The sequence below is a fragment of the Paenibacillus ferrarius genome, assembly GCF_002027705.1.
Lineage (GTDB): Bacteria > Bacillota > Bacilli > Paenibacillales > NBRC-103111 > Paenibacillus_E > Paenibacillus_E ferrarius.
In genome coordinates, this window is record NZ_MBTG01000004.1 from 184,388 (window position 1) to 206,047 (window position 21,660).

Sequence of the window (21,660 nt, forward strand, 5' to 3'; positions counted from 1 at the left end):
TGCTGGGTGGCTGGGTAGCTGGGGTTACTTGGGGGCTGGGTGGCTGGGTGGCTGGGTAGCTGGGTGGCTGGGTAGCTGGGGTTACTTGGGGGCTCGGTGGCTGGGTAGCTAGGGTTACTTGGGGGCTCGGTGGCTGGGTAGCTGGGGTTACTTGGGGGCTCGGTGGCTGGGTAGCTGGGGTTACTTGGGGGCTCGGTGGCTGGGTAGCTGGGGTTACTTTGGGGCTGGGTGGCTGGGTTACTGGAGTTGGGTATAGCTCGGGTGCTCGGGTGCTGGGGTTACTGGGTGGCTGGGTGGCTGGGGTGCTGAGTACTGGATGGCTGAGCTGGCGGTTCAGACAGGTCAGTTGGGCCGTTTGGCTCACTTCATCCGCAAGCCACAAATAAACAAGAGGTAATCTTTCGACCCTCCGAGCCTAAATAAAAGGAGTCTCGCACATACGCGAGACTCCTTTTGTCATAAACCTTAAATTTTCAAGATGGCGCCTGCGCTTGCATTCGTCACCATTTTGGTATAACGCGCCAAATATCCAGTTTGGATCTTCGGTTCGAAATCTTTCCAAGTTTCACGACGCTTCGCAAACTCTTCATCGCTGATTTGCAGCTCGATTTTGCGGCCATCCATGTCCACATCAATGATGTCGCCATCTTGTACGAAAGCCAGAGGTCCGCCCTCAGCCGCTTCCGGTGACATATGACCAATCGAGATACCACGGGATGCGCCGGAGAAACGTCCGTCTGTGATCAAAGCGACTTTCGCGCCCAGACCCATACCGACGATTTGGGACGTTGGAGCCAACATTTCCGGCATACCAGGTCCACCTTTTGGTCCTTCGTAACGGATAACAACGACATGGCCTTCTTTGACATGACCGTTTGCAATTCCGTACAATGCTTCGTCTTGGGAGTTGAAGCAGATGGCAGGGCCAACGTGACGTCCGCCAACGGATTTATCCACGGCGCCGACTTTTACGATACTGCCTTCAGGAGCCAAGTTGCCGAATAGAACAGCCAAACCGCCGCGCTCGCTGTGCGGGTTCGTCAAAGGACGGATAACGTCCGTGTTCTGAATTTCGCATCCAGCAACGTTTTCGCGGAGTGTTTGAGCTGTTACAGACAAGCAATCGCCGTTGAAAGCACCCGGTTTTTTCAATAATTCATTAATAACCGCGCTCACACCGCCTGCCAAATGCACGTCTTCGATGTGGTAATCGGAAGCCGGAGCAATTTTGGCAAGATGAGGCACGCGTTCTGCCACTTCATTAATACGGGAAATCGGGTAATCCACACCAGCTTCGTGCGCGATAGCAAGGGTATGAAGAACCGTGTTCGTGGAACCGCCCATCGCCATATCCAAAGCGAACGCATTGTCGATCGCATCAATCGTAACGATGTCACGAGGCTTGATGTCTTTTTCGATTAGTACCATCAATTGCTTCGCACAGTCTTTAACGAATTGCTTGCGCTCTTCAGCAACAGCAAGAATCGTACCGTTACCTGGCATCGCTAGTCCAAGACCTTCAGCCAAACAGTTCATGGAGTTTGCTGTGAACATACCGGAACAAGATCCGCAAGTCGGACAGCCGTATTGCTCAAGCTCTTCCAAACCAGCCTCGTCCAATTTCCCTGCCTGGAAAGCACCTACGCCTTCGAATACAGAGGAAAGGGAGATGGATTTGCCGTTTTTATCTTTGCCGGCTTTCATCGGTCCACCGCTGACTAACATCGTTGGAATGTTAACGCGAAGAGCCCCCATGATCATACCCGGTGTAATTTTATCACAGTTAGGAATACAAATAAGTCCATCGAACCAGTGGGCGTTTACGACCGTTTCCAGAGAATCGGCAATAATTTCACGGCTTGGCAAGGAATAACGCATACCGATGTGACCCATGGCAATGCCGTCATCTACCCCGATTGTGTTGAACTCGAAAGGCACGCCACCAGCTTCACGGATCGCTTCTTTCACAATTTTACCGAATTCTTGCAAATGCACATGTCCTGGAATAATGTCTATATAAGAGTTGCAAACGGCAATAAACGGCTTGCCGAAATCTTCCTCTTTAACGCCGGCTGCACGCAGCAAACTGCGATGCGGAGCGCGGTCGAATCCTTTTTTAATCATGTCGCTGCGCTGTTTTGGATGAGCCATACTCAATTCCTCCTAGAATTCTTTTCGTTTGAGAAAATAATGAATCTATCATACCACACTTCTCGTCAAATTTCTCCCTTTAGTGTGTTGACGCGTCAATGTACTAGGAATTGGAGTGAATCCTAAGCTTTTTTGCGATTCAAATGCACGAAGGTAATGGCCAAAGCCAGAACCAACACGCCGCCTTTAACAATGTCGAAGCCAAAATAGGGAACATTCAGCATCGTCAAGCCATTGAGCAAAATGCCGATCAAAACAGCTCCGAAAAACGTCCCAATCACATTCGGCTTCCCAGCGCCAAGCACGGAATACCCGACGAACACGGAAGCAACAGCTTCCATCAGCAGCGGCGCACCTGCATCTATCTGCCCAGAGCCGACACGGGAAGCATATAGAATGCCTCCGAATGCAGCAAAAATACCCGATAATACGTAAGCCGCCAAACGAATTTTATTCACCGAAATCCCTGACAACCGAGCGGCTTCACGATTGCCGCCTGTCATGTACAATTGTCTGCCCCAGCGTGTATAAGTAAGGAAAATATGAACGCCGACAACAGCAACCAGCATGAGAATAACGGGCACGGGTACGCCAAGGAACTTCCCTTGTCCGATCCAGAGGAACTCAGGTGTGAACTTTCCTTTGGCTACTGTTCCATCTTGAAATCTCATATTATTATAGATCGAAAAGCCTTTCGTATACGTCTTTTGGACGCCGCCGATGATGTACATGACGGCCAAAGTCGCCAGTAGATCCGGGATGCGAATCTTAACGATCAGCAGCGCATTCAAGAGTCCGATCACAGCCCCAATAATAAGAGGAACAATAATAACGATAATCAAAGGCTGTTGATACCAGACCATCAAAGCCGCTGCACCAACGGTTGATAAAGAAACGGTAGAACCTACAGACAAATCAAAACCATCGACAATTTGGGATAGCGTAACGCCAATCGCCACGAACATCACGATGGAAATCGACCGCAAAATATCGGCGATATTATCATAGGTCATGAAATTTTCATTAATGATTGAGAAGACGACGATGACCACTGCAATAATGAACAACGCGCCGTATTTAAAGGAAAAATCCAAGCTTTTTTCTTTCATGTTATTCAGCCTCCCCCGCACTCGCATACGTTAAAATGAGATCCTGCGTCGCTTCCTCGCGGGAGAGCTCCTTCACGACAGAACCATAGCTCATCACCAAAATGCGATCAGCAATTCCTATAATTTCATTCAGCTCACAAGATAAATAAATAATGCCTTTGCCTTCCGAAGCCAACTGCCCAATCAGCCGGAAAATATCGCTTTTGGCGCCAATGTCAACGCCTTTGGTCGGCTCGTCGAACAGATAGACTTCCGCGTTCGTCGGCAGCCATTTGCCTACCGCGACCTTCTGCTGGTTGCCTCCGCTAAGATGCTTGACCACGCGGTTCGGATCGCCCGGCTGCACGCCAAGCTGCGACACCATCTTAATCGCGTGCTCGCTTTCCTCGCGCTGTCGCACGAAACCTAGCGAGCTCAGCTTGCGCAGTATGGGAAGCGACAGATTGCGCTTCACGGTCTCCTCCACGAGGACGCCCTGCTTGCGGCGCTCCTCAGGCACGAGCGCGATGCCCGCGCGCACGGCATCGTCCGGCTGGCGCAGCGCGAGCTTGCGGCCGCTGAGCCACACCTCGCCGCCGTCCGCGGCGTCGGCGCCGAAGATCAGTCGGCTCAGCTCCGTCTTGCCGGCGCCGACCAACCCCACGACGCCGAGGATTTCACCTCGGCGCAGGGCAAAGCTGACGCCGCGCACCTTCGTGCCGCGGCGCAGTCCCTTCACCTCGAGGAGCGTTTCGCCAATGGGCACATTGGCTTTGGGAAACTCCTCGGTGAAGGTTTTGCCCAGCATCGCCTCGATCACCTTGGCGATGTCCATAGCCGCGGCCGCCTGCGTGAGCACATGGCGGCCGTCGCGCATAATCGTGATCCGGTCGGACACCCGGAACACTTCTTGCAAGCGGTGGGAGATGAAGATAATCCCCACTCCCTCCTGCTTGAGGCTGTCCATAATCTGGAACAGCCGCTCCGATTCCTCCAAACTGAGGGGGGCCGTCGGCTCATCGAAGATAATGATCTTCGCCTTGTGCGCCATCGCTCTGGCAATCAGGACCAGCTGCTTCTGGGAGATGCTCAGCTCATCGACCTTGCGGCGCACAGAGAACGTCGCCCCGATCTTGGCAAGAATCGCTTCCGCTTCGAGATGAAGCTTGCGCCAGCTGATCCAGGCTCCGCCCTGAACCATGCGATCCATCATCACGTTTTCTGTCACCGTAAGCTCAGGCACAAGCGCTGTATCCACTTCCTGATAGACACAGTAGACCCCCTGAGCCATGGCTTCCTTGGGCGTTTGAATGGATTGTGCCTGACCGCCAATCGCAATTTGACCAACATCGTAGGTGTACGCACCTGACAAGATTTTCATCAACGTGCTCTTCCCAGCTCCATTTGCACCCAGCAAGGCATGAATTTCACCCGCATGCAAGTCAAAATCAACCTCCTGCAGCGCCTTCACACCTGTAAACGATTTGGAAATGCCCCTCATTTGTAACAAAGCTGCGCTATCCTTCGTCAGCAACCGCCTTCACCTCTCATGTCAATCTGAAAGTCCCATCGCTAATAAGCTGCGATGGGACTTCACTATGAACGTTTATTTTTTTTCTGCTGCTTTCAACCAATCCGTGTAGCCTTGTTGGCTTCCGCCCCAGCCTTTTACGTATTCGCTAAGCTGTGTTGTATTCACTTGCTTGTCCTTCGGCAGTTGCTCTCTGGAGACATATACAGGATCCAGAACAACTTTCTCAGGCGTTTGATCGCCATGCAGCTTTTGGTACAAGTAACGGACTTGAACGCGTCCGATATCTTTTGGATCTACGGCAGCAGATGCTACCCAAGGGCTTTTTTGATCTTGCAGAAGCTGCAAATCTTCATCGCTAAGGTCGATGCCGTATACTTTAATTTCGGTACGGCCTGCTTGTTGAATCGCACGGGAAGCACCTTTGGCAAACTCATCCCAAGCTGCCCATATCGCTGTAATATCGCCTTTGTTCGGGTATTTCTTAAGAATGGCTTCCATTTGTGTCTGTGTATCCAAAGCAGGGTCTTTGGCCGTTCCGAATGCCGCTACTTCTTTAATATCCGGATATTTCTTCTGGAAAGCTTGATAAGCTTCTTGTCTGCGCTCCATAGGGGCGAAACCGGCTACCCATACTTTAACGATATTCCCTTTGCCGCCAGCATCTTTAGCCAATTGCTCCAAAGTAGCTTCCGCCATTTTTTGATCGCCTTGCTCCAAGGAAGTCACACCTGGTACGGTTAGAATGGAGTCGAAGCTGACAACCGGAATTTTCTTCTCGATTGCTTTCTTCACGCCGGCCTCAAGTGCTTCAGCCGTGCCATGGTCGATCAGAATGCCATCGAATTTCTGATTAATAGCGGCATCCAGGTTGGATGCCATTTTCGCCAGATCCGTATCAGCAACGAACACCGTTACTTTACCGCCAAGCTTCTCTACTTGTTCTTTCACGCCTTCAACATACTGCGATGAAAAAGTACCTGTATTAAACTGCATAATAAGTGCAATTTTCTTGCCATTTAAATCAGCGGCCTTCGCTGTTTCTGTTGCTTTTGTGCTTGCTGCGGGTGTTGTCGTGGCGCTGCTGCTCTCTTTTTGTCCGCAGGCTGCCAATAGACTTCCAAACACCGCCAAAATAATAAATAAGCTGACTACCTTTGTTCTTTTCATGAGTTACCCTCCCGATCCATGCTCATCTCTAATTACCTATCTACTCTATCGGATTTATATACCGAGTTGTTTAGTAGGAATTATTGTATATTAGCATTTGGAAGGATTTCTCGTCAATAGTTTTTAATTGAATTTTGCTAATTTTCGACATTCTTTTATTTACGACCGAAATCCGCCTTAATTTCTCCGTACTTTTTCGTATCCCACTTCACAATTTTGTTCGAATAACTGTTGCTGCGAAGCCATTTCAAAGCACGATCAACAAGCGTCCATATTTCTTCCGTTGAGGAATCCCGCACCAAATTCGTGGATACTTCTTTTTTCCGAAGCCAACTCAGTGCTGTCACTGAATCGGTATAAATCGTTTTATTGCTTCCCTGCTGCTGCAAATAGGCCAAACCATGCACAATCGCCAGAAACTCACCCAAATTATTCGTCCCCTTGGCAATCGGCCCTTGATAGAAAATAATTTCACCTGTTTTCGTATCAACACCTTTGTACTCCACAATTCCGGGGTTGCCTGAACAGCCCACATCCACAGAAATGCTGTCAAAATCAATTTCGGGTGCGCTCTCAGGACTCGCTGATTTACTCGTATTCGTCGCTGCACTACTACCCTTGCCAGAGAAATTGAGCGACTTTTGCCACCCCTTCTCCAAGGCCTGACGCGCTTCCGCTTCGGATTCATATGATTTGAATCTTGCCTGAGGATACCCCTTCGTCTGTGCTTGGCAATCCGCCCAACTTTTATAAATACCAGGCTTATGCCCCACCCAAACGACGTAAAATTTAACTGCTGCCATCTAAATCACTCCGTATTTGTTGATGTATTTGATGCACCAAGTCTTCTACCACTTTCACCGTATCTGCCAAATAAGGTCTATAATCCAACTCCTTTATGAATTGAAGATACGTTTCACCTATAGCTACAACTTGCTTTCTATAATCCATGCTCGGGATCATATGCGTTTCGAGCTCGCGGTACGTCCCATCCGTACGCTCTTCCACAGCGATAAGCTCCACTTGCTGCTCCGCCTGATGGTTCACAACAAACGAAAACCCTCGACACTCCGGATCTCCGCAGCCGCAAACAAAGAAAGGCATCCGTTCCCATTGATCCGGCGGCGCAAACCGATTCGGTGTCGTATCGTACAGTGCACTATATAAGAAGGCTGGAAGTCCAACATCCACGCACAATGGCTCTTCCACCAGAACACTGTCGTCCACCGCCATAAGGACATCCGCTTGGATGATTTGCAAATCTTTATCGTGGGACCAACCCTTTATGGAAACATCAAGCATTTTCCCCGCCTCCATCCTTCCTTGTACTCACTTTTCCTATTATAGCAAAGACTGCATCATTCTGCTTTCAGCATGCAACAAAGTGGTGAAAATTTCCATTTATTTGATGAGTATATTTTCAAAAAAAGATTATACTACCTATTACTGGAGGTGATATCAGATGGCATCAGGACAATCTCGCAGCAGCAACTCTCTCGTTGTTCCTCAAGCTTCACAAGCTTTGGATCAATTGAAATATGAAGTTGCTCAAGAACTAGGTATCCAAATTCCTCAAGACGGCTACTATGGGTACATGACTTCCCGTGATACAGGCTCCATTGGGGGCAGCATCACTCGTCGCCTCGTTCAAATTGCTGAACAGCAGCTTGCAGGCGGCAGCGCTAATCGTTTCAGCAGATAACAGCTTTCCCTATACTTACAGACAAGGACTTTCTAATAAGTAGCTAGCTACTTAGAGAAAGCCCTTTTTCTTCGTGCAAATGAAGCCCATTTGCCAAAACAACCCCAGTCATCAACATGACTGGGGTTGCTTTTTTAATCCATAACATTAGGATAAGTGCTCTAAATCGTTCTCGCATAATTAGCCATATTATAATTACTTTCAAAGCTAATACTTGCAGAAACAACATTTTGTCTAATCGTAAAATCAAATAAGATTTCACCATGTGTCCAGCTTTTCTTTCGTTTCAACGATTCTATAGCCATCTGACGAAAAGATTGATATTGCAGTTCCGTTAAACCTTTAACCGTAGTTGCCGGTAGTACGCCGTCTTTACTCTCGAATGGAAGGTGTTTAATGCCAAACTTCCCGATTTCATTGTTACGAATGTGCACAAAAACTGTCCCTGAAGTCACATGTGATAATTCTTCTTTAATTTTCCTAAACACCATGTCAATTTGTCTTGCAAGTGGGATCTGCTCCAGATTTATCGCTCCTTAAGTTTTTATTTTTTACTAATTATGCAAGTTATATGACTGTAGACCTATTATATCCATAGATTTTACATAATTCAACAATTTCCTTCCAGTATTCATCTAATTATCCCTATTATTTATAAATTTTCTTGGGTAATCCTACCTTCGTTTCACGCAAGAAACGATAATTGTCGAAATCTTGTAGAATGTTTCCGTATTCAATGGTATAATTTTCAAAATAGCCCGCATATTCCTGCATCAATAAACAAAATTTCGCGAGGAGTCGGTCAGATTGGATAAAATGTCAACCCTATCGTTTAGAAAGAAACTGCAGCTTGGTTGTTATGCCCTGATTGGATTAAACTGTGTTTTCATGTTGATTTTGACATTTGCATCGGATTGGAACCGCTTACTAGGAATTATTTTCCTGGTCGTACTTCTAGCCATTAGCTATCCTTTCATTAGATGGTTCGAGAACCAGCTGACAGAGCCCGTGGCCGATCTCTCCCGCATTGCCCTTAATATTTCCAAAGGTGACTTCTCTCAAAAGGTAACCATCACCTCGGATGATACGCTCGGACAGCTGGGTCAATCCTTCAACAAAATGATTGACAAGCTCCGCGACATTCTCCGTGATACAGGTTCCATTTCCAAGCAAGTGTTTCAAACCAGCCGCGATATTTATGTGAAAAATGAAAACTTCCGCACAGTCCTAGAGCAAGTAAGCATTTCGGCCCATGAACTCGCATCCGGTGCAGGACAAATATCCGAAGAAGTATCCGGCGTTTCCATTACGTCCAAGGACATCGAAGTGAGAATCGTCAACTACGCAGGCTCCGCCAAAGAAATGAAGGAGCGCTCCGATCAAATGATGACGCTTGTAGAGAAAGGCCGCAACTCTGTGGAGAGCCAAGGCGTAGGCATGAAACGAAATGTTGAAGTCACGCAGCAAGTGTCTGATACCATCGACATGTTGGCTAAGCAAGCCGCCGGCATTTCGAGTGTAACGCGTTCCATTTCTGAAATTGCTGAGCAAACCAACCTGTTGTCTCTTAATGCTTCCATTGAAGCTGCCAGAGCTGGCGAGCATGGCCGCGGCTTTGCGGTCGTAGCCCAGGAAGTGCGTAAGCTGGCTGAGGAATCAACATCACTGACACGCGAAGTGTTTGGCTTCGTGAAAAGCATCGAACAAGGCATTCAAGAAGCGATTCGAAGCATCCAAGTCAATGAGGATGTTGTTAAGAAACAAACCGTTCTCATTGATCAAACGGAAATTGTTTTTGCCGAAATTGTTGGAAGCGTCGGCTTTATTTCAGAAGAGATTACCCGCTTCGCCGAGGAAAGCGAGCAAATGCTGGCAAGTTCCGGACAAATCGCATCAGCCATGGAGAACATCTCGGCCATCACGGAACAATCAGCAGCCGGAACACAGGAAGTTTCTGCTTCCATGAACGAGCAAATTGCAACCGTACAAGGCATTGTCTCTCAAGCCGAGGAAATGACACGTGTAGTAACGCAGCTGCAGCAAACCATTCAAATCTTCAAATTATAAGTTCGCTACCTAAGTTCAGCATATCCATCCTTCATCCATTCTTACATAACCAAAAAGGCTTTCCCTCGCAGTACAGCGAGGAAAAGCCTTTTTTTATGCTTGAACTTTGGCTGCTGTCAGCTCCATGAACTGCAACACATCTTGAGCTGCCATATCCACTGCGCTTTGCCAGAAGTCAGGCTCCGTCAAATCAACGCCAAGGTGCTTCTGAGCGAGCTCCTCCACGTTCATGCTGCCTGTATCTCGGAGCAGTGCGATATACTTATCTTCAAAGGCCGGACCTTCTTGCACCGCTCTCGCATAAATACCTGCACTGAACATGTAGCCGAAGGTATACGGGAAATTATAGAAGGGCACATCCGTTGCGTAGAAATGCAGCTTGGCTGCCCAGAAATGCGGATGATAGCTGCTTAACGCATCCTTAAAAGCCAGCTTTTGAGCATCTACCATCAGCTCATTCAGACGCTCCACACTAACAAGTCCTAGACTCCGTTCTGCGTAGAAATTCGTTTCAAAAATAAAGCGGGCATGGATGTTCATGAAGAACGCAATTGCGCGCTGGATTTTATCCTCCAACAAAATAATCCGTTCCTCATCGGAAGTTGCGCTTTTCACAACCGCATCGGCAACGATCATCTCTGCGAAAGTAGATGCTGTCTCCGCAACGTTCATCGCATATTCCTGCGCTAAAGCCGGCATATCCGTCATGACATGCTGATGGTAGCCGTGACCCAGCTCATGAGCCAGGGTAGACACATTGTTTAACGTTCCGCCGTACGTCATGAAAATCCGTGTTTCCCCCGCCATCGGGAAGGAAGTACAGAAACCGCCAGGACGTTTCCCAGCTCGGTCTTCGGCTTCAATCCAACGCTTCTCGAAAGCTTCTGTTGAGAAGGCTGCCAGCTTGGGACTGAAACGCTGGAATTGCTCAATAATGAGACTTGCGCCTTCATCATAAGATATCTTCTTGGAGGAATCACCCAGCGGCGCATCTACGTCCACCCAAGCTAATTTCTCAACCCCCATAAGCTGCGCTTTACGATTAAGATAATCGACGAAAATCGCTTTGTTGCGGTCAATCACATCCCACATGACATTCAGCGTTTTCTCTTCCATCCGATTGATGGCAAGCGGCTCTTTATGTATGCTTTTCCAGCCTCTATATTTGTACACCTGGAGACGGAAGCCAGCCAAATGGTTCAAAGCCTCGGCACAATAATCTTCCTTGTCCGTCCAAGCTTGTTCCCATTTCTCGAAAAGCGCCAGCCGTTCTTCCCTATTCTCCGTGTGCAGCTTATTAAAGGCTTGACCAGCAGAAAGCTCCACCTGTTTACCCTCAACTTCGACCGGCATACGGAATTGACCAACGGTCGTATTATACAAATCTCCCCACCCATGATAGCCATCAACGGCCAAATCATTAATTAATGCTTCCTGTTCAGGCGGCAGTTTTTCTTGGGCTAAAGCGCGACGTTCATTCAGAGAAAACGCGATCGCTTGGAAGGGTTCTTTCTGCAGCAGTTCAGACCATACATTATCCGGAATTCCAGTCAGTACTTGATCGAACCGTGTGAGTGATGACAGATGCTCCGCAAACAAGCTTTTGACTTGTCCACTAAGTACAGGAGCTTTCTTATCCTTCTGGTTGTCGGCCAGCAAGCATCCCACGAAGGAATCTGCTTCCAAAATATGTTTCAAATTATGCTGCAGCAAGTCGATCAGCTTCGCTAACGAATCTGTGTCTGACGCCTGCTGTGGTGAGGGAGTAGCCAGTACTTGCTCTCGAAATGACGCGATTGAAGCTTGCAGCTCTTTCAGATGAGCTGCGAATGCAGAAGACTCGCTCCCGCCAGGGAAAAAGGTATCCAAATCCCATGTTTGATTAAGAGGTAAATGCAGCAAAGCGATCACCTTTCCTTTCCATCTTTTATTAAATCATAAACGATATGCGATCGGCAATGATCGTAATCTTCCTCATTGCTTCTGGCCAAAAAGTATGATTCAATGAAGTAAGTTCCTTCAATATAAATCGGAACAGAATGGTGTGAATTCCAATTATGAAACCGTTACAAATTTCCCCGGAAACAGCCGTGAAGCTAGCTGAACAGCTGAAAGTGCCGCTCGAACATCTCATGCATATGCCACAACATATTTTGCTTCAGAAATTAGCCGAGCTCGCGAAAAATTCCTCAGCGGAACCAAGCGAACCAGAATCGAAGTAAGCTTTGATTCCTTTCGCTAATACTTGGCCTTATGACATTGTAATGAAGGACATTTATGTGGCCGAATGTCCCTTTTGCCATAGCCCTAATGTGCTGCTGCCGTTGAAAATCGATGAACTGACATCCATACGCGAAGGCAAGAAAAAGCTGCTTGTGTTCCCTTGCTGTCATAACAAGTTGACGCTCGTTGATACAGACCGCGATTATTTATTGGCGGACACCGCTATTCGGAACCATTAATCGTAGCTTCCAAAGCGCAAGGAGTAGAAAGAGCCCGTATGAATGAGTACCTCGTTCCTTTGACAAGCGCATGTACATTAGTCACCCTTAATTACATAGCGATGAAAGTTCGCAGCAAGATGCTGTTCGATTCCTATGAGCAATTCCTTGCCCCTCTGCTCACAGGCCTCGCCTGTATCATCATGATGCTAGAACCTTTGCCAGAGGCGCTTGGACTCATAGATTTGCGTTCTTTGCCCGTCTTCATGGCCGGCTTGCGCTATGGTCTTCCCGTTGCCCTGCTGTCCACCGTAATGCCCATCGGTTACAGTTTCATTTCGCATGAAAGCCAGTCTTGGTTCATCATCTTACAAGACTTGCTAGCCCCTGCTCTCATCAGTTCGTTGTTTCACAACAAAGAATACCGCAGAGGCTTCTTGGACATTTCTATTCGGCACGGGCTCCAAATATGTGCCTATGTCTTCCTCCTTCGACTTGTTATTTACGGCTTCCTGCAGGGGAAGCTGACTTGGCTTTACACTATTGATCAGCTATTTATGCTAGCTATCATGTCGGCTACCTTCATTATCATCATCATTATGGTGAATGATGAGAACAAAAGCTGGCGGCTTCAGCGACAGATGGAGCTGCAGGCTAATCAAGACAGCCTAACTAAGCTTCCCAATCTACGCAGCTTTATGCCGATTGCCGATAACGAGCTTAACAAACGCCGAATATCAATCATGATGATCGATTTGGACAACTTCAAACAATACAACGATCAATTCGGACATTTGGAAGGAGACCAACTGCTTCGAGAGGTTAGTACGGTGCTTCAACACCATATCCAAGAGCAGGATTACATCGCTAGGTATGGCGGGGAAGAATTCATCCTCCTAAGCACAGAAACAGATCCTTTGACGCTTAACCTATACGGTAAACGGTTATGCTCCGTCGTGACGGAAAGCTTCCTCCACAAAAGGCACTATGATCAATCGCCAATTACGGTTTCCATTGGCATCTCGACTGCTGTAGCACCTCAAGTCAATCTGACACAGATTATTTACGAAGCGGATCAAGCTCTCTATGCCTCCAAGCATAGTGGGAAAAATTGTTCCACCCTTTACGAAGATATACCTGTTGGCAACCACAAAAAGAACGCTTAAGCCATTCAAGGGAATCCGTTCATTCCCGCGAATCGTTAAGCGTTCTTATCTTATTCATGAAGTCCCTTATGTCGCTTGCTTCATTTCCTCCGGAAGCTCCATCCGTATAGCCAGCATATCCTCACGGGTGATTACCCATTGTTCACGACTCGCCCGAATCATTGCTGCATCCATAATCTTCCGATCATTAATAATCCGCGAAAACCACTTGACTGCCTCATTAAACCGGCTCAATCTGCGATTCAGCTCTCCCATTAAATACATGAGCCTTGCGTTATTAATATCCATTCCTTCGGTCTCAAACACACTGACATAGGCATCCAGAGCATAGGTCAAGAATCTCTCTTCTTGTTCCCAATCCCCTTTAACCCGATATAACCATGCAAGATGATGAAGAAGACCAGCGACGACACGGGATTTCTCATCCTTAATCTGTGCGCTGATCAGTGCCAGCTTGTAGCTGTAAAGCGCATCTTCCCAGGTTCTCTCGCGACAATAATCGCGCATTGTCCAGTTCTTGGAAACTTTCGTATAGAAGGCTTCTTTTTGACCCGGATGCCATTTATCTGCAAAGTTTTCCGTATGTGCATAGCCACAAAACGGGCAAATCCTCACAACATAATAGTCCGGGTTGATGTCTTTATAGTGAACACAGAAATCCGCATCCGTTTTGCTCGCTTTTTTGAAGCTTGGGCGAACCTTCATCGTTCTGAAGGCGTTGTCGCAATAGGTACACTTCACTGCAATTTCGTATAAAGGTTCAACCATCTGAAAACCCCGCCTTTTGAGTGAAAAATATGTAGGAGCTGAGAACTATTCGTCTTCTGGAGTATTGATAAAATGATAGGCTGAGCCTTTCAATCGGTCCAGCAAAAAATCCCGTAAATCTTGCGGAAGTCCTACTTCTGTCAAGGCTTCTGCCATACACTCCAACCAAGCATCGGCACGCTCTTTCGTGATGGGAAAAGGCATATGCCGCCCCCGCATCATCGGGTGTCCATGGATATCCGAATACAAGCTTGGACCTCCAAAAAACTGGCTCAAAAATAAGTATTGTTTCTCGATTACCGGATCTATATTGGAAGGAAACAGAGGCGCCAACAAAGGGTGCTGCTGCACTTTCGGATAAAAGGCCTCCACGATTCGGCGAACCGTCTCTGCTCCCCCCATCAATTCATACAAGGTGCTGCGTTCACGCTCTGACATGAGAAAACCTCGCTACTCTTAGTTACTTTAATAATTCTCTAAATCCTCGTCCCCTGTAGGCATGAGCGTTTCTCGAATGACAAACACGAACATACAAACAACCAAACCGGCAATGACACCTGTCATTTGAATCACTCCCACTGCCTAGGATATAAGACTCGAACTAGTTCTATTTTACCATAAAAACAAGCCATGCACAGTACCAAAGTCTAAGTTTTTTGGGACGGCATGTATGTCCCACACCACACATATAGTTGAATAGGAGGAGGTGTCCTATTCCATGCAGAAACGAAACTTCACAGGTGTACTACTGATGGCTTTCGCTGTGTTTGCCATTATTCTATGCTTATTTGCCTTTCCTCATGACGGACTGCAAGCAGCTTTGCGCGGCGTTTCCATTTGGTGGGATGTGCTCTTTCCTGCGCTATTCCCCTTTTTTGTTATCTCTGAAATTTTGCTCGGCTTTGGCATCGTGCATTTCTTCGGCACACTGCTCGATCCGATGATGCGTCCTGTCTTTCGTATCCCCGGCATCGGCGGCTTCGTGATGGCAATGGGCTTTGCGTCCGGTTATCCAATCGGGGCCAAATTGACCTCCCAGCTGTGGGAGCAGCGGCTGGTTAATCGCGAGGAAGGCGAGCGGCTGGTTGCCTTCACGACAAGCTCAGATCCGATCTTCCTGATCGGAGCCGTTTCTATCGGCTTTTTCCATGATGCATCTTTGGCCATCATTCTTGCCACAGCCCACTATGGCGGCTCGCTTCTGATCGGTTTCATGATGCGTTTCCATGGCCGTAAAAGCGTGCCAACTTCACAGAAAAGCACAAGCAGCGGTTGGATCTGGAAACGCGCCTTCGAAACGATGCACACCGCCCGAATCCGTGATGGCCGGTCCATCGGAACGCTGCTCAGCCAGTCCATCCTGCATTCACTTAACCTGATGTTTGTAGTGGGCGGTCTTGTCGTCTTTTTCTCCGTGGTTTTGGAGGTTCTTACGTCCGCTCAGGTGATGAATGTTATGTATGTCCTCATCTCCTCCATCCTGCAATTTATCGGACTGCCTCACGAATTATCGCAAGCGGTAATCAATGGCTTGTTTGAGGTGACACTCGGGGCCAAAGCTGCGGGCAACGCTCCAGATGCGCTGGCGCTTTCCAGCAAAGTGGCGATCGGGGCTTTCATTTTGTCATGGGGCGGCATGTCGGTTCACGCTCAAATCGTAAGTCTGCTTAGCCACACGAATTTGCGCTATTTGCCTTTTCTCATTGCCAGAGTCACGCATGCCCTGCTCTCCGCAGCTATTGTGCTCGTAATCTGGGAGCCTATGCAAATATTCCGGGATTCTCAAGCAACCTTTTTCCCGCAATATGAACCAACTTCCCCGGTACTCAGCTATTTAAAGTTGATGCTTCCGGTTAGCGGAATAGTCATCCTCGCTTCTTTTACAGTCATCGCTGGACTGTTCACTGCATATTCCTTACTTAAACTCGTGTATGAAAAGGTTGGTGGAACAAGATAATATGGGTATTCACGATCATGATAATAAAGGGAGAGAACCTCTAGATATGCAAGCAGCAGTCTTCCCGCAAGCAGTTAAACAATGGCCCTCTCCAATTGCACGTTTGAGCGAGTTGGCAGCTAATTTATGGTTTAGTTGGAACCACGAGGCTTTAGCGCTTTTTGCCGAGATCGACGCTGTCAAATGGGCCGCATCCGGCCATAACCCTGTTCGCCTACTGCAAGATTTGGACGAATCCCAAATCGTAGCCCTGAGCAGCAACACGGAATTCACGGAACGTTATCGCCGGGTCATGGATACGTTTGATTCGTATTTGAACGGCAAAACCTGGTTCCAAGACAAGTATGCCGATCGAAGCTATGTGCAAATCGCCTACTTCTCGGCCGAATTCGGCTTTCATGAATCTTTGCCCATCTACTCGGGCGGTCTGGGCATCTTGGCCGGCGATCATACAAAGTCGGCCAGCGATTTGGGCATCCCTTTAATCGGAATTGGCCTGCTCTACAAGAAGGGCTATTTCACTCAAAAGATCGATGCCTCCGGTGGTCAGCAAAGCGAGTTGTATCCCTACGACTTCACCAAGCTGCCGATCCAGCCTGTCATCGATAATGGGGAACAGCTCACCGTCTCCGTTGCTATGCCTGGCCGGGCGATCACCTTGCAGGTATGGCAGATTCAGGTCGGCCGCAATCGCGTCTATCTGCTCGACGCGGATCATGCGTCTAATCAGCCGGCGGACAAAGAGTTGACCGCTCAGCTTTATGGGGGCAATCAAGATACACGGATTGCCCAAGAAATGGTCCTTGGCATCGGTGGCGTGAAAACACTCCGCGCTCTAGGGGTCTACCCAAACGTCTACCATATCAATGAAGGTCACGCGGCGTTCCTCACGCTGGAGCGGCTCAAGGAGCTGCTCCAGCTGGGTTTGCCGTTTCACGCAGCCGTTGAAACGGTGCGCTCTGCAACGGTCTTTACGACCCATACGCCTGTTCCAGCTGGCCATGATACGTTCTCCATCGAGATGGTGGAACACTATCTCGGCCCTTACCTTCAAGAGCTGTCACGGCATAAGCAGCAAATTGTAACACTCGGGCTTGATCATCATACGGGTCAATTCAATATGACCCATTTGGCCATGAATACAGCTGGGATGCGCAATGGTGTCAGCAAGCTACATGGTCAAGTATCGCGCGAAATGTTCAAAGAATTCCACGGACATATCGACGCAAGTGAAGTTCCCATTGGCTCCATTACCAATGGCGTTCATATGGACACATGGACGGCCCCGCAATGGAAAGAGCTGTTTGATCGTTTCCTTCCAGGAACTTGGCGTGAGGAGCAAGCCAACAAGCATCAATGGCAGCAGATTGAGGTCATTCCTGATGAATCCATCTGGAGCGTGCATCAACAACTGAAAGAAGATCTGATACGCTTCGCTCGCCAGAATTTGCTGGAACAGCGCAAACGCAACGGGGAGTCCGAAGAACGTATCCAAGAAGTAAGAAAATATTTGAATCCCAAAGCCTTGACCATCGGATTCGCCCGACGCTTCGCAACCTACAAGCGCGCGAATATGATTTTCAATGATTTGTATCGGCTGAAGAAGCTTATGAATGACCCTGATCGTCCGGTCCAATTTATTTTTGCCGGCAAAGCACATCCTGCGGACTACCCAGGCCAGGAGCTCATCCGCGATATTTATCGCGTCTCCCAAATGAAAGAGTTCGCTGGCAAAATCGTCATACTCGAAAATTACGATATGAATATGGCCCGCTACCTTGTCCAAGGGGTTGACGTTTGGTTAAATAATCCGCGCAGACCTCTTGAAGCCAGCGGCACGAGCGGCCAGAAAGCCGCCATGAACGGTGTGCTTAATTTCAGCGTGCTCGACGGCTGGTGGGAGGAAGGCTACAACGGAACGAATGGCTGGGCTATCGGGTCAACAGGCGCAGCGGATTGGGCAGCCCAGGAGAAAGAAAATACACAAGCGATCTACCACATTTTAGAGAAGGAAATCATTCCGCTCTACTATAATCAAGGCGCGCTTCCCCATCAATGGATCAGCCGTATGAAGCGTTCTATTCAATCGTTAAGTCCTGTGTATAACACACATCGCATGGTTCAAGACTATACGGAAGAGACCTATCTTCCTACGGCCGAAAGAGCCAGACTTTTTGTCGCCAACCACTATGATGTAGCTACCAAAGTTGCCGACTACAAACAGTTCATCCGCAACAACTGGTATCACGTCAAAATTATCGGCATCGACGACCGTTCCGCCAAGCTTTCCACCGAAGTGCCTCTGGCTGAAATGAAGCCGACAACCAAAGAAATCACAGCCCAAGTGCATTTCGGGCCGATCTGGCCGCAAGACACAGCTGTTGAAGTCGTTTATTACGAAGAACATGCGGGGGATTGGAAACAGAAGATTGTCTCCATGGAACCCTCAGGCGAGCTCACCGACCAGATGCAAAGCTTCAAAGCAACGATTCCCGGGCACCTTGTTCATGGGCCGCACTTCTCCATTCGTGTTCGACCCATTTCAGCAAACTTCGCTCATTCTTTTGAGCTTTCACTGGTGACCAGCACCTTATCTTGGCAATAAAACCTGATTTTCCGACATAAAGCCCCGTTTGGGGCTTTTCTTATTTTCCTTTATAAATTATTATGAAAAGAGGCCTTCAGGGTTGTGCAAGTGTTCATGAATGCAAATCTAACCACTTGGTGATGCTATGGATTGGAATAAAGCACTGGAAATGGCATATATCGCGCCCCATACGGAGTGTCATTTGATCGTTGTCGGAGAATGTAAAGACGGACAACCTTTTTGCTATGAAGAAAATTTTACAATGGATAAACTGGGTGAATCATCCTTCACCGTTTTTTTAGATGTGTCCGGACTATTTCCTTTTGACAAATTGGAACATGTTTCATTCATTGAATTTTCTTTTAAAGATCATGGCATTTTATATTATGCGTATGTCGATTTGCTTCAGCTTGAAGTGAAGAAAACGATATGTTACCTCACATTATCCATTCCCGAAGAAATTCATCAACATCAGAAACGACAGTACAACCGGGCTAAGCTCTCCCTTCGTACGCCGATTACCCTCCAAATTGTTGGCATTCGCGGCCTGTCTGCACGCAAGGGTGTTGCCTTCTCGGGACAACTGCTGGATATCAGCGCAGGAGGTCTTTCTTTTGTAACATCCAATCGGCTTATTTATCCGTTATTTTTAGAATTCAGCTTCATACTTCCTGGGTTTCCACATCCCATTACCGCCTATGGCGAAATTGTCAGGGTAACGAATTTCAGCAATGATTCCTATCGCGTTGCCGCCGAATTCCGCTATATACCTGAATCGATCCTGCAAGAAATTGATAAATACTGCTCGGTAGATTAGGAGGAACATCATTGAAATACAACGTCATTGAACGCGGAGATCCCATCTCCAAGGACCTGACAGAGCGGTTTCACACACTCGCTGCCCAGCATGGAATGCCTAGGGACGAAGAGAATCCCGATATTGTCCTATCGATTGGCGGAGACGGCACAATGCTGCAAGCCTTTCATAAATATACACATCATCTGGATCATATCGCCTTCGTAGGTATCCACACGGGGCATTTGGGGTTTTTCGCGGATTGGAAACCGGATGAACTGGACCATTTGGCATCCTTAATGTTCAGCGTCGCTACACCTGAGGAGCTTCATATTGTACAGTATCCTGTTGTCGAAATTGAAATTACGACAGAACAAGGCATCGAGACCCATCTCGCACTTAATGAATTCACTTTGCGCGGCATTGAAGTGTCATTGGTTGCACGTCTGCATGTGAACGACGAAATGTTCGAAATGTTCCGCGGGGACGGCATCTGCATTTCTTCGCCGGCTGGCAGCACAGCTTATAACAAAAGCTTGGGCGGAGCTATGGTCCACCCTTCCCTGGAAGCCATTCAAATTGCCGAAATCGCCTCAATTAACAATCGGGTGTATCGAACGCTGGGTTCTTCCATGATTTTGCCTAAGCATCATCATTGCGATATTTATCCGAAGGCGCAGCAAACGATGCTCCTTTCTCTTGACCATTTGTATATGCAGCGAAATGATGTCGTTTCGATTCGCTGCCGCGTTGCCTCCAATGTGAAAGTGAAATTCGCCAGATTCCGTCCATTCCCTTTCTGGAACAGGGTCCGCGAAGCCTTCGTAGGGTTAGAATTAAAATAAAAAATAAGACGCCCCGTCTCACGAAGAGATCGGGGCGTCTTATTTATGGCAATGCTTATGGTGTTGATGCAACGACTTCCGAAGTTGGCTGCTGCTTCGCAGCATTCACTTTCTCGATAATAAAGTATGCGCAGCCGAAGTTGCAATACTCGTTCAAATAATCTTGAAGCGAAGCAATCGATGATTCCTTGGTTGCCTTTGGATGGATTTCTTTGAAAAATCCTCTCAGCCTCAGCTGGCTGTATCCCCAGTCGCCAACAATATAATCATAACGCTCCAGCACTTCACTGAAGCGTTCCTTGAACACTTCAAAGTTCCAGCCATTCTTATGATCGGTTACGAGCTCGTATGTTTTATTGGCAATATGAATCATGATGTTAGGAAGCTCTCCTTTCTATGATCCGTTAAGTTAGACTAATCGTTGGACGCCGCTTTTACTTGCTCATGGGCATGGTAAGAGCTGCGTACCAGAGGACCTGACTCTACGTGCTTAAAGCCACGTTTCATTCCCTCTTCTTTTAATATTGCAAATTGCTCAGGTGTGTAGTATTTGGCTACAGCCAAATGAATCGTGGATGGCTGCAGGTACTGCCCTATGGTCATAATATCACAGTTCACAGCACGCAAGTCGTCCATCGTCTGCAGCAACTCGTCCCACTCCTCACCTACACCAATCATAACACTGGATTTGGTTGGAATGTTCGGAGCTATTCGTTTGGAGCGCTCAAGCAGCTCCAAGGAACGGCGGTATTTCGCTTTGGAACGAACGCGATCGGACATACGCTCCACCGTCTCCATATTATGGTTGAGAATATCGGGCTTCGCTTCCAGTACCGTGATCAGTGATTCTTCGCGCCCCAAGAAATCAGGGATCAGCACTTCCACGGTGCACAGCGGCAATTTGCGGCGAATCGCTTTGATCGTCTCCGCGAAGATCATCGCCCCGCCATCCTTCAAATCATCACGTGCAACAGAGGTAACAACGCAATGGCGCAGTCCCATTTGCAAAGCAGCATCAGCCACGCGTTCCGGCTCTTCCAGATCGAGCTCAGTCGGAAGTCCTGTCTTCACAGCGCAGAAACGACAAGCTCGGGTACAAATGTCACCCAATATCATAAAAGTCGCTGTGCGATTGGCCCAGCATTCATGGATATTCGGACATTTGGCTTCTTCACAAACCGTATGCAGCGTCTTGGAACGCATCATTGACTTTATTTCTTTGAAATTCTCATCGGTCTTGAGATTAATTTTTAACCAGTCTGGTTTTCTCTCTAATGGCTTAGTAGGCACTGTATTTCCCGCCTTTTTGTAGGTTTCTCATTGTTGTTATTATAACATGAATGACTGACAAAACAATCCACTTTGCCAGTCAGTTGTGATACACTTATCTA

The 21,660-nt window shown here is 47.8% G+C and carries 21 protein-coding genes; 9 read left to right on the forward strand and 12 right to left on the reverse strand.

Going from position 1 to position 21,660, the window contains the following annotated elements:
* Positions 1–465: 465 nt before the first annotated feature.
* The 6 genes from ilvD to BC351_RS06230 form a co-directional block, all read right to left on the reverse strand.
* A complete protein-coding gene (gene ilvD / locus BC351_RS06205) occupies positions 466–2,151 on the reverse strand; it encodes a dihydroxy-acid dehydratase (protein WP_079409858.1) in 1,686 nt (561 codons plus the stop codon).
* 122 nt (positions 2,152–2,273) lie between these two features.
* On the reverse strand, positions 2,274–3,260 hold the full coding sequence (locus tag BC351_RS06210; protein ID WP_079409859.1) for an ABC transporter permease: 987 nt from the start codon (positions 3,258–3,260) through the stop codon (positions 2,274–2,276).
* Position 3,261: 1 nt separating this feature from the next.
* Positions 3,262–4,740, reverse strand: a complete 1,479-nt coding sequence (locus BC351_RS06215) for a sugar ABC transporter ATP-binding protein (RefSeq protein ID WP_167388007.1) — start codon at positions 4,738–4,740, stop codon at positions 3,262–3,264.
* A gap of 105 nt (positions 4,741–4,845) precedes the next feature.
* Positions 4,846–5,940, reverse strand: coding sequence for a sugar ABC transporter substrate-binding protein (locus tag BC351_RS06220; protein WP_079409860.1), 1,095 nt, complete (start codon positions 5,938–5,940; stop codon positions 4,846–4,848).
* 155 nt (positions 5,941–6,095) lie between these two features.
* On the reverse strand, positions 6,096–6,743 hold the full coding sequence (rnhA, locus tag BC351_RS06225) for a ribonuclease H (RefSeq protein WP_079409861.1): 648 nt from the start codon (positions 6,741–6,743) through the stop codon (positions 6,096–6,098).
* Positions 6,730–7,242: a hypothetical protein gene (locus tag BC351_RS06230; RefSeq protein ID WP_079409862.1), complete on the reverse strand. Its 513-nt coding sequence runs from the start codon at positions 7,240–7,242 to the stop codon at positions 6,730–6,732. The genes rnhA and BC351_RS06230 overlap by 14 nt, the downstream gene beginning before the upstream one ends.
* A 160-nt stretch (positions 7,243–7,402) precedes the next feature.
* On the opposite strand from BC351_RS06230, the gene BC351_RS06235 reads away from it, so the two are divergent.
* Complete coding sequence (locus BC351_RS06235; protein WP_079409863.1) at positions 7,403–7,642, forward strand: alpha/beta-type small acid-soluble spore protein; 240 nt, start codon at positions 7,403–7,405, stop codon at positions 7,640–7,642.
* A 161-nt stretch (positions 7,643–7,803) separates the two neighbouring features.
* Here BC351_RS06235 and BC351_RS06240 read toward each other — a convergent pair whose 3' ends face one another.
* Positions 7,804–8,076 carry an O-methyltransferase gene (locus tag BC351_RS06240; RefSeq protein ID WP_341865971.1) on the reverse strand — a complete coding sequence of 91 codons (273 nt, stop codon included), beginning with the start codon at positions 8,074–8,076 and terminating at the stop codon, positions 7,804–7,806.
* A 382-nt stretch (positions 8,077–8,458) separates the two neighbouring features.
* Here BC351_RS06240 and BC351_RS06245 point away from each other — a divergent pair, with 382 nt between their 5' ends.
* Positions 8,459–9,709 (forward strand): methyl-accepting chemotaxis protein, encoded by a 1,251-nt coding sequence (locus BC351_RS06245; protein ID WP_079409938.1) that lies wholly within the window; start codon positions 8,459–8,461, stop codon positions 9,707–9,709.
* A 93-nt stretch (positions 9,710–9,802) separates the two neighbouring features.
* Here the strand turns inward: BC351_RS06245 and BC351_RS06250 are convergent, their stop codons facing one another.
* Positions 9,803–11,608 (reverse strand): M3 family oligoendopeptidase, encoded by a 1,806-nt coding sequence (locus BC351_RS06250; protein WP_079409939.1) that lies wholly within the window; start codon positions 11,606–11,608, stop codon positions 9,803–9,805.
* A 158-nt stretch (positions 11,609–11,766) separates the two neighbouring features.
* On the opposite strand from BC351_RS06250, the gene BC351_RS06255 reads away from it, so the two are divergent.
* Genes BC351_RS06255 through BC351_RS06265 form a run of 3 tightly spaced genes read left to right on the forward strand, consistent with a single transcriptional unit; the run spans position 11,767 to position 13,316 of the window.
* On the forward strand, positions 11,767–11,931 hold the full coding sequence (locus BC351_RS06255) for a YycC family protein (protein ID WP_079409865.1): 165 nt from the start codon (positions 11,767–11,769) through the stop codon (positions 11,929–11,931).
* A gap of 3 nt (positions 11,932–11,934) precedes the next feature.
* Positions 11,935–12,171, forward strand: a complete 237-nt coding sequence (locus BC351_RS06260) for a hypothetical protein (RefSeq protein ID WP_079409866.1) — start codon at positions 11,935–11,937, stop codon at positions 12,169–12,171.
* A gap of 38 nt (positions 12,172–12,209) precedes the next feature.
* Entirely contained in the window at positions 12,210–13,316 is a 1,107-nt protein-coding gene (locus BC351_RS06265) for a GGDEF domain-containing protein (RefSeq protein ID WP_079409867.1), read from the forward strand.
* A gap of 66 nt (positions 13,317–13,382) precedes the next feature.
* Here BC351_RS06265 and BC351_RS06270 read toward each other — a convergent pair whose 3' ends face one another.
* Positions 13,383–14,084: a DUF2225 domain-containing protein gene (locus tag BC351_RS06270; RefSeq protein ID WP_079409868.1), complete on the reverse strand. Its 702-nt coding sequence runs from the start codon at positions 14,082–14,084 to the stop codon at positions 13,383–13,385.
* 45 nt (positions 14,085–14,129) lie between these two features.
* A complete protein-coding gene (locus BC351_RS06275) occupies positions 14,130–14,522 on the reverse strand; it encodes a globin domain-containing protein (protein WP_079409869.1) in 393 nt (130 codons plus the stop codon).
* Positions 14,523–14,802: 280 nt separating this feature from the next.
* Here BC351_RS06275 and ylbJ point away from each other — a divergent pair, with 280 nt between their 5' ends.
* The 4 genes from ylbJ (at position 14,803) to BC351_RS06295 (ending at position 20,269) form a co-directional block, all read left to right on the forward strand.
* On the forward strand, positions 14,803–16,041 hold the full coding sequence (gene ylbJ / locus BC351_RS06280; RefSeq protein ID WP_079409870.1) for a sporulation integral membrane protein YlbJ: 1,239 nt from the start codon (positions 14,803–14,805) through the stop codon (positions 16,039–16,041).
* A 1-nt stretch (position 16,042) separates the two neighbouring features.
* Positions 16,043–18,646, forward strand: a complete 2,604-nt coding sequence (glgP, locus tag BC351_RS06285; protein WP_244208898.1) for an alpha-glucan family phosphorylase — start codon at positions 16,043–16,045, stop codon at positions 18,644–18,646.
* Between the two features lie 127 nt (positions 18,647–18,773).
* Entirely contained in the window at positions 18,774–19,445 is a 672-nt protein-coding gene (locus BC351_RS06290; protein ID WP_079409871.1) for a flagellar brake protein, read from the forward strand.
* 11 nt (positions 19,446–19,456) lie between these two features.
* Positions 19,457–20,269, forward strand: a complete 813-nt coding sequence (locus BC351_RS06295; RefSeq protein WP_079409872.1) for an NAD kinase — start codon at positions 19,457–19,459, stop codon at positions 20,267–20,269.
* A 55-nt stretch (positions 20,270–20,324) separates the two neighbouring features.
* Here BC351_RS06295 and BC351_RS06300 read toward each other — a convergent pair whose 3' ends face one another.
* A complete protein-coding gene (locus tag BC351_RS06300; protein WP_079409873.1) occupies positions 20,325–20,642 on the reverse strand; it encodes a YutD family protein in 318 nt (105 codons plus the stop codon).
* Positions 20,643–20,683: 41 nt separating this feature from the next.
* Positions 20,684–21,559 (reverse strand): lipoyl synthase, encoded by an 876-nt coding sequence (gene lipA / locus BC351_RS06305; RefSeq protein ID WP_079409874.1) that lies wholly within the window; start codon positions 21,557–21,559, stop codon positions 20,684–20,686.
* Positions 21,560–21,660: the final 101 nt, after the last annotated feature.

Bases quoted from the DNA above. Each gene is read 5' to 3' on its own strand.
- BC351_RS06230 (WP_079409862.1), bottom strand. From the start codon at position 7,242: ATGCTTGATGTTTCCATAAAGGGTTGGTCCCACGATAAAGATTTGCAA.
- BC351_RS06270 (WP_079409868.1), bottom strand. From the start codon at position 14,084: ATGGTTGAACCTTTATACGAAATTGCAGTGAAGTGTACCTATTGCGAC.
- BC351_RS06300 (WP_079409873.1), bottom strand. From the start codon at position 20,642: ATGATTCATATTGCCAATAAAACATACGAGCTCGTAACCGATCATAAG.
- BC351_RS06235 (WP_079409863.1), top strand. From the start codon at position 7,403: ATGGCATCAGGACAATCTCGCAGCAGCAACTCTCTCGTTGTTCCTCAA.
- BC351_RS06215 (WP_167388007.1), bottom strand. From the start codon at position 4,740: ATGAGGGGCATTTCCAAATCGTTTACAGGTGTGAAGGCGCTGCAGGAG.
- BC351_RS06275 (WP_079409869.1), bottom strand. From the start codon at position 14,522: ATGTCAGAGCGTGAACGCAGCACCTTGTATGAATTGATGGGGGGAGCA.
- BC351_RS06210 (WP_079409859.1), bottom strand. From the start codon at position 3,260: ATGAAAGAAAAAAGCTTGGATTTTTCCTTTAAATACGGCGCGTTGTTC.
- rnhA (WP_079409861.1), bottom strand. From the start codon at position 6,743: ATGGCAGCAGTTAAATTTTACGTCGTTTGGGTGGGGCATAAGCCTGGT.
- glgP (WP_244208898.1), top strand. From the start codon at position 16,043: ATGGGTATTCACGATCATGATAATAAAGGGAGAGAACCTCTAGATATG.
- ilvD (WP_079409858.1), bottom strand. From the start codon at position 2,151: ATGGCTCATCCAAAACAGCGCAGCGACATGATTAAAAAAGGATTCGAC.
- BC351_RS06290 (WP_079409871.1), top strand. From the start codon at position 18,774: ATGGATTGGAATAAAGCACTGGAAATGGCATATATCGCGCCCCATACG.
- BC351_RS06255 (WP_079409865.1), top strand. From the start codon at position 11,767: ATGAAACCGTTACAAATTTCCCCGGAAACAGCCGTGAAGCTAGCTGAA.
- ylbJ (WP_079409870.1), top strand. From the start codon at position 14,803: ATGCAGAAACGAAACTTCACAGGTGTACTACTGATGGCTTTCGCTGTG.
- BC351_RS06220 (WP_079409860.1), bottom strand. From the start codon at position 5,940: ATGAAAAGAACAAAGGTAGTCAGCTTATTTATTATTTTGGCGGTGTTT.
- BC351_RS06265 (WP_079409867.1), top strand. From the start codon at position 12,210: ATGAATGAGTACCTCGTTCCTTTGACAAGCGCATGTACATTAGTCACC.
- BC351_RS06245 (WP_079409938.1), top strand. From the start codon at position 8,459: ATGTCAACCCTATCGTTTAGAAAGAAACTGCAGCTTGGTTGTTATGCC.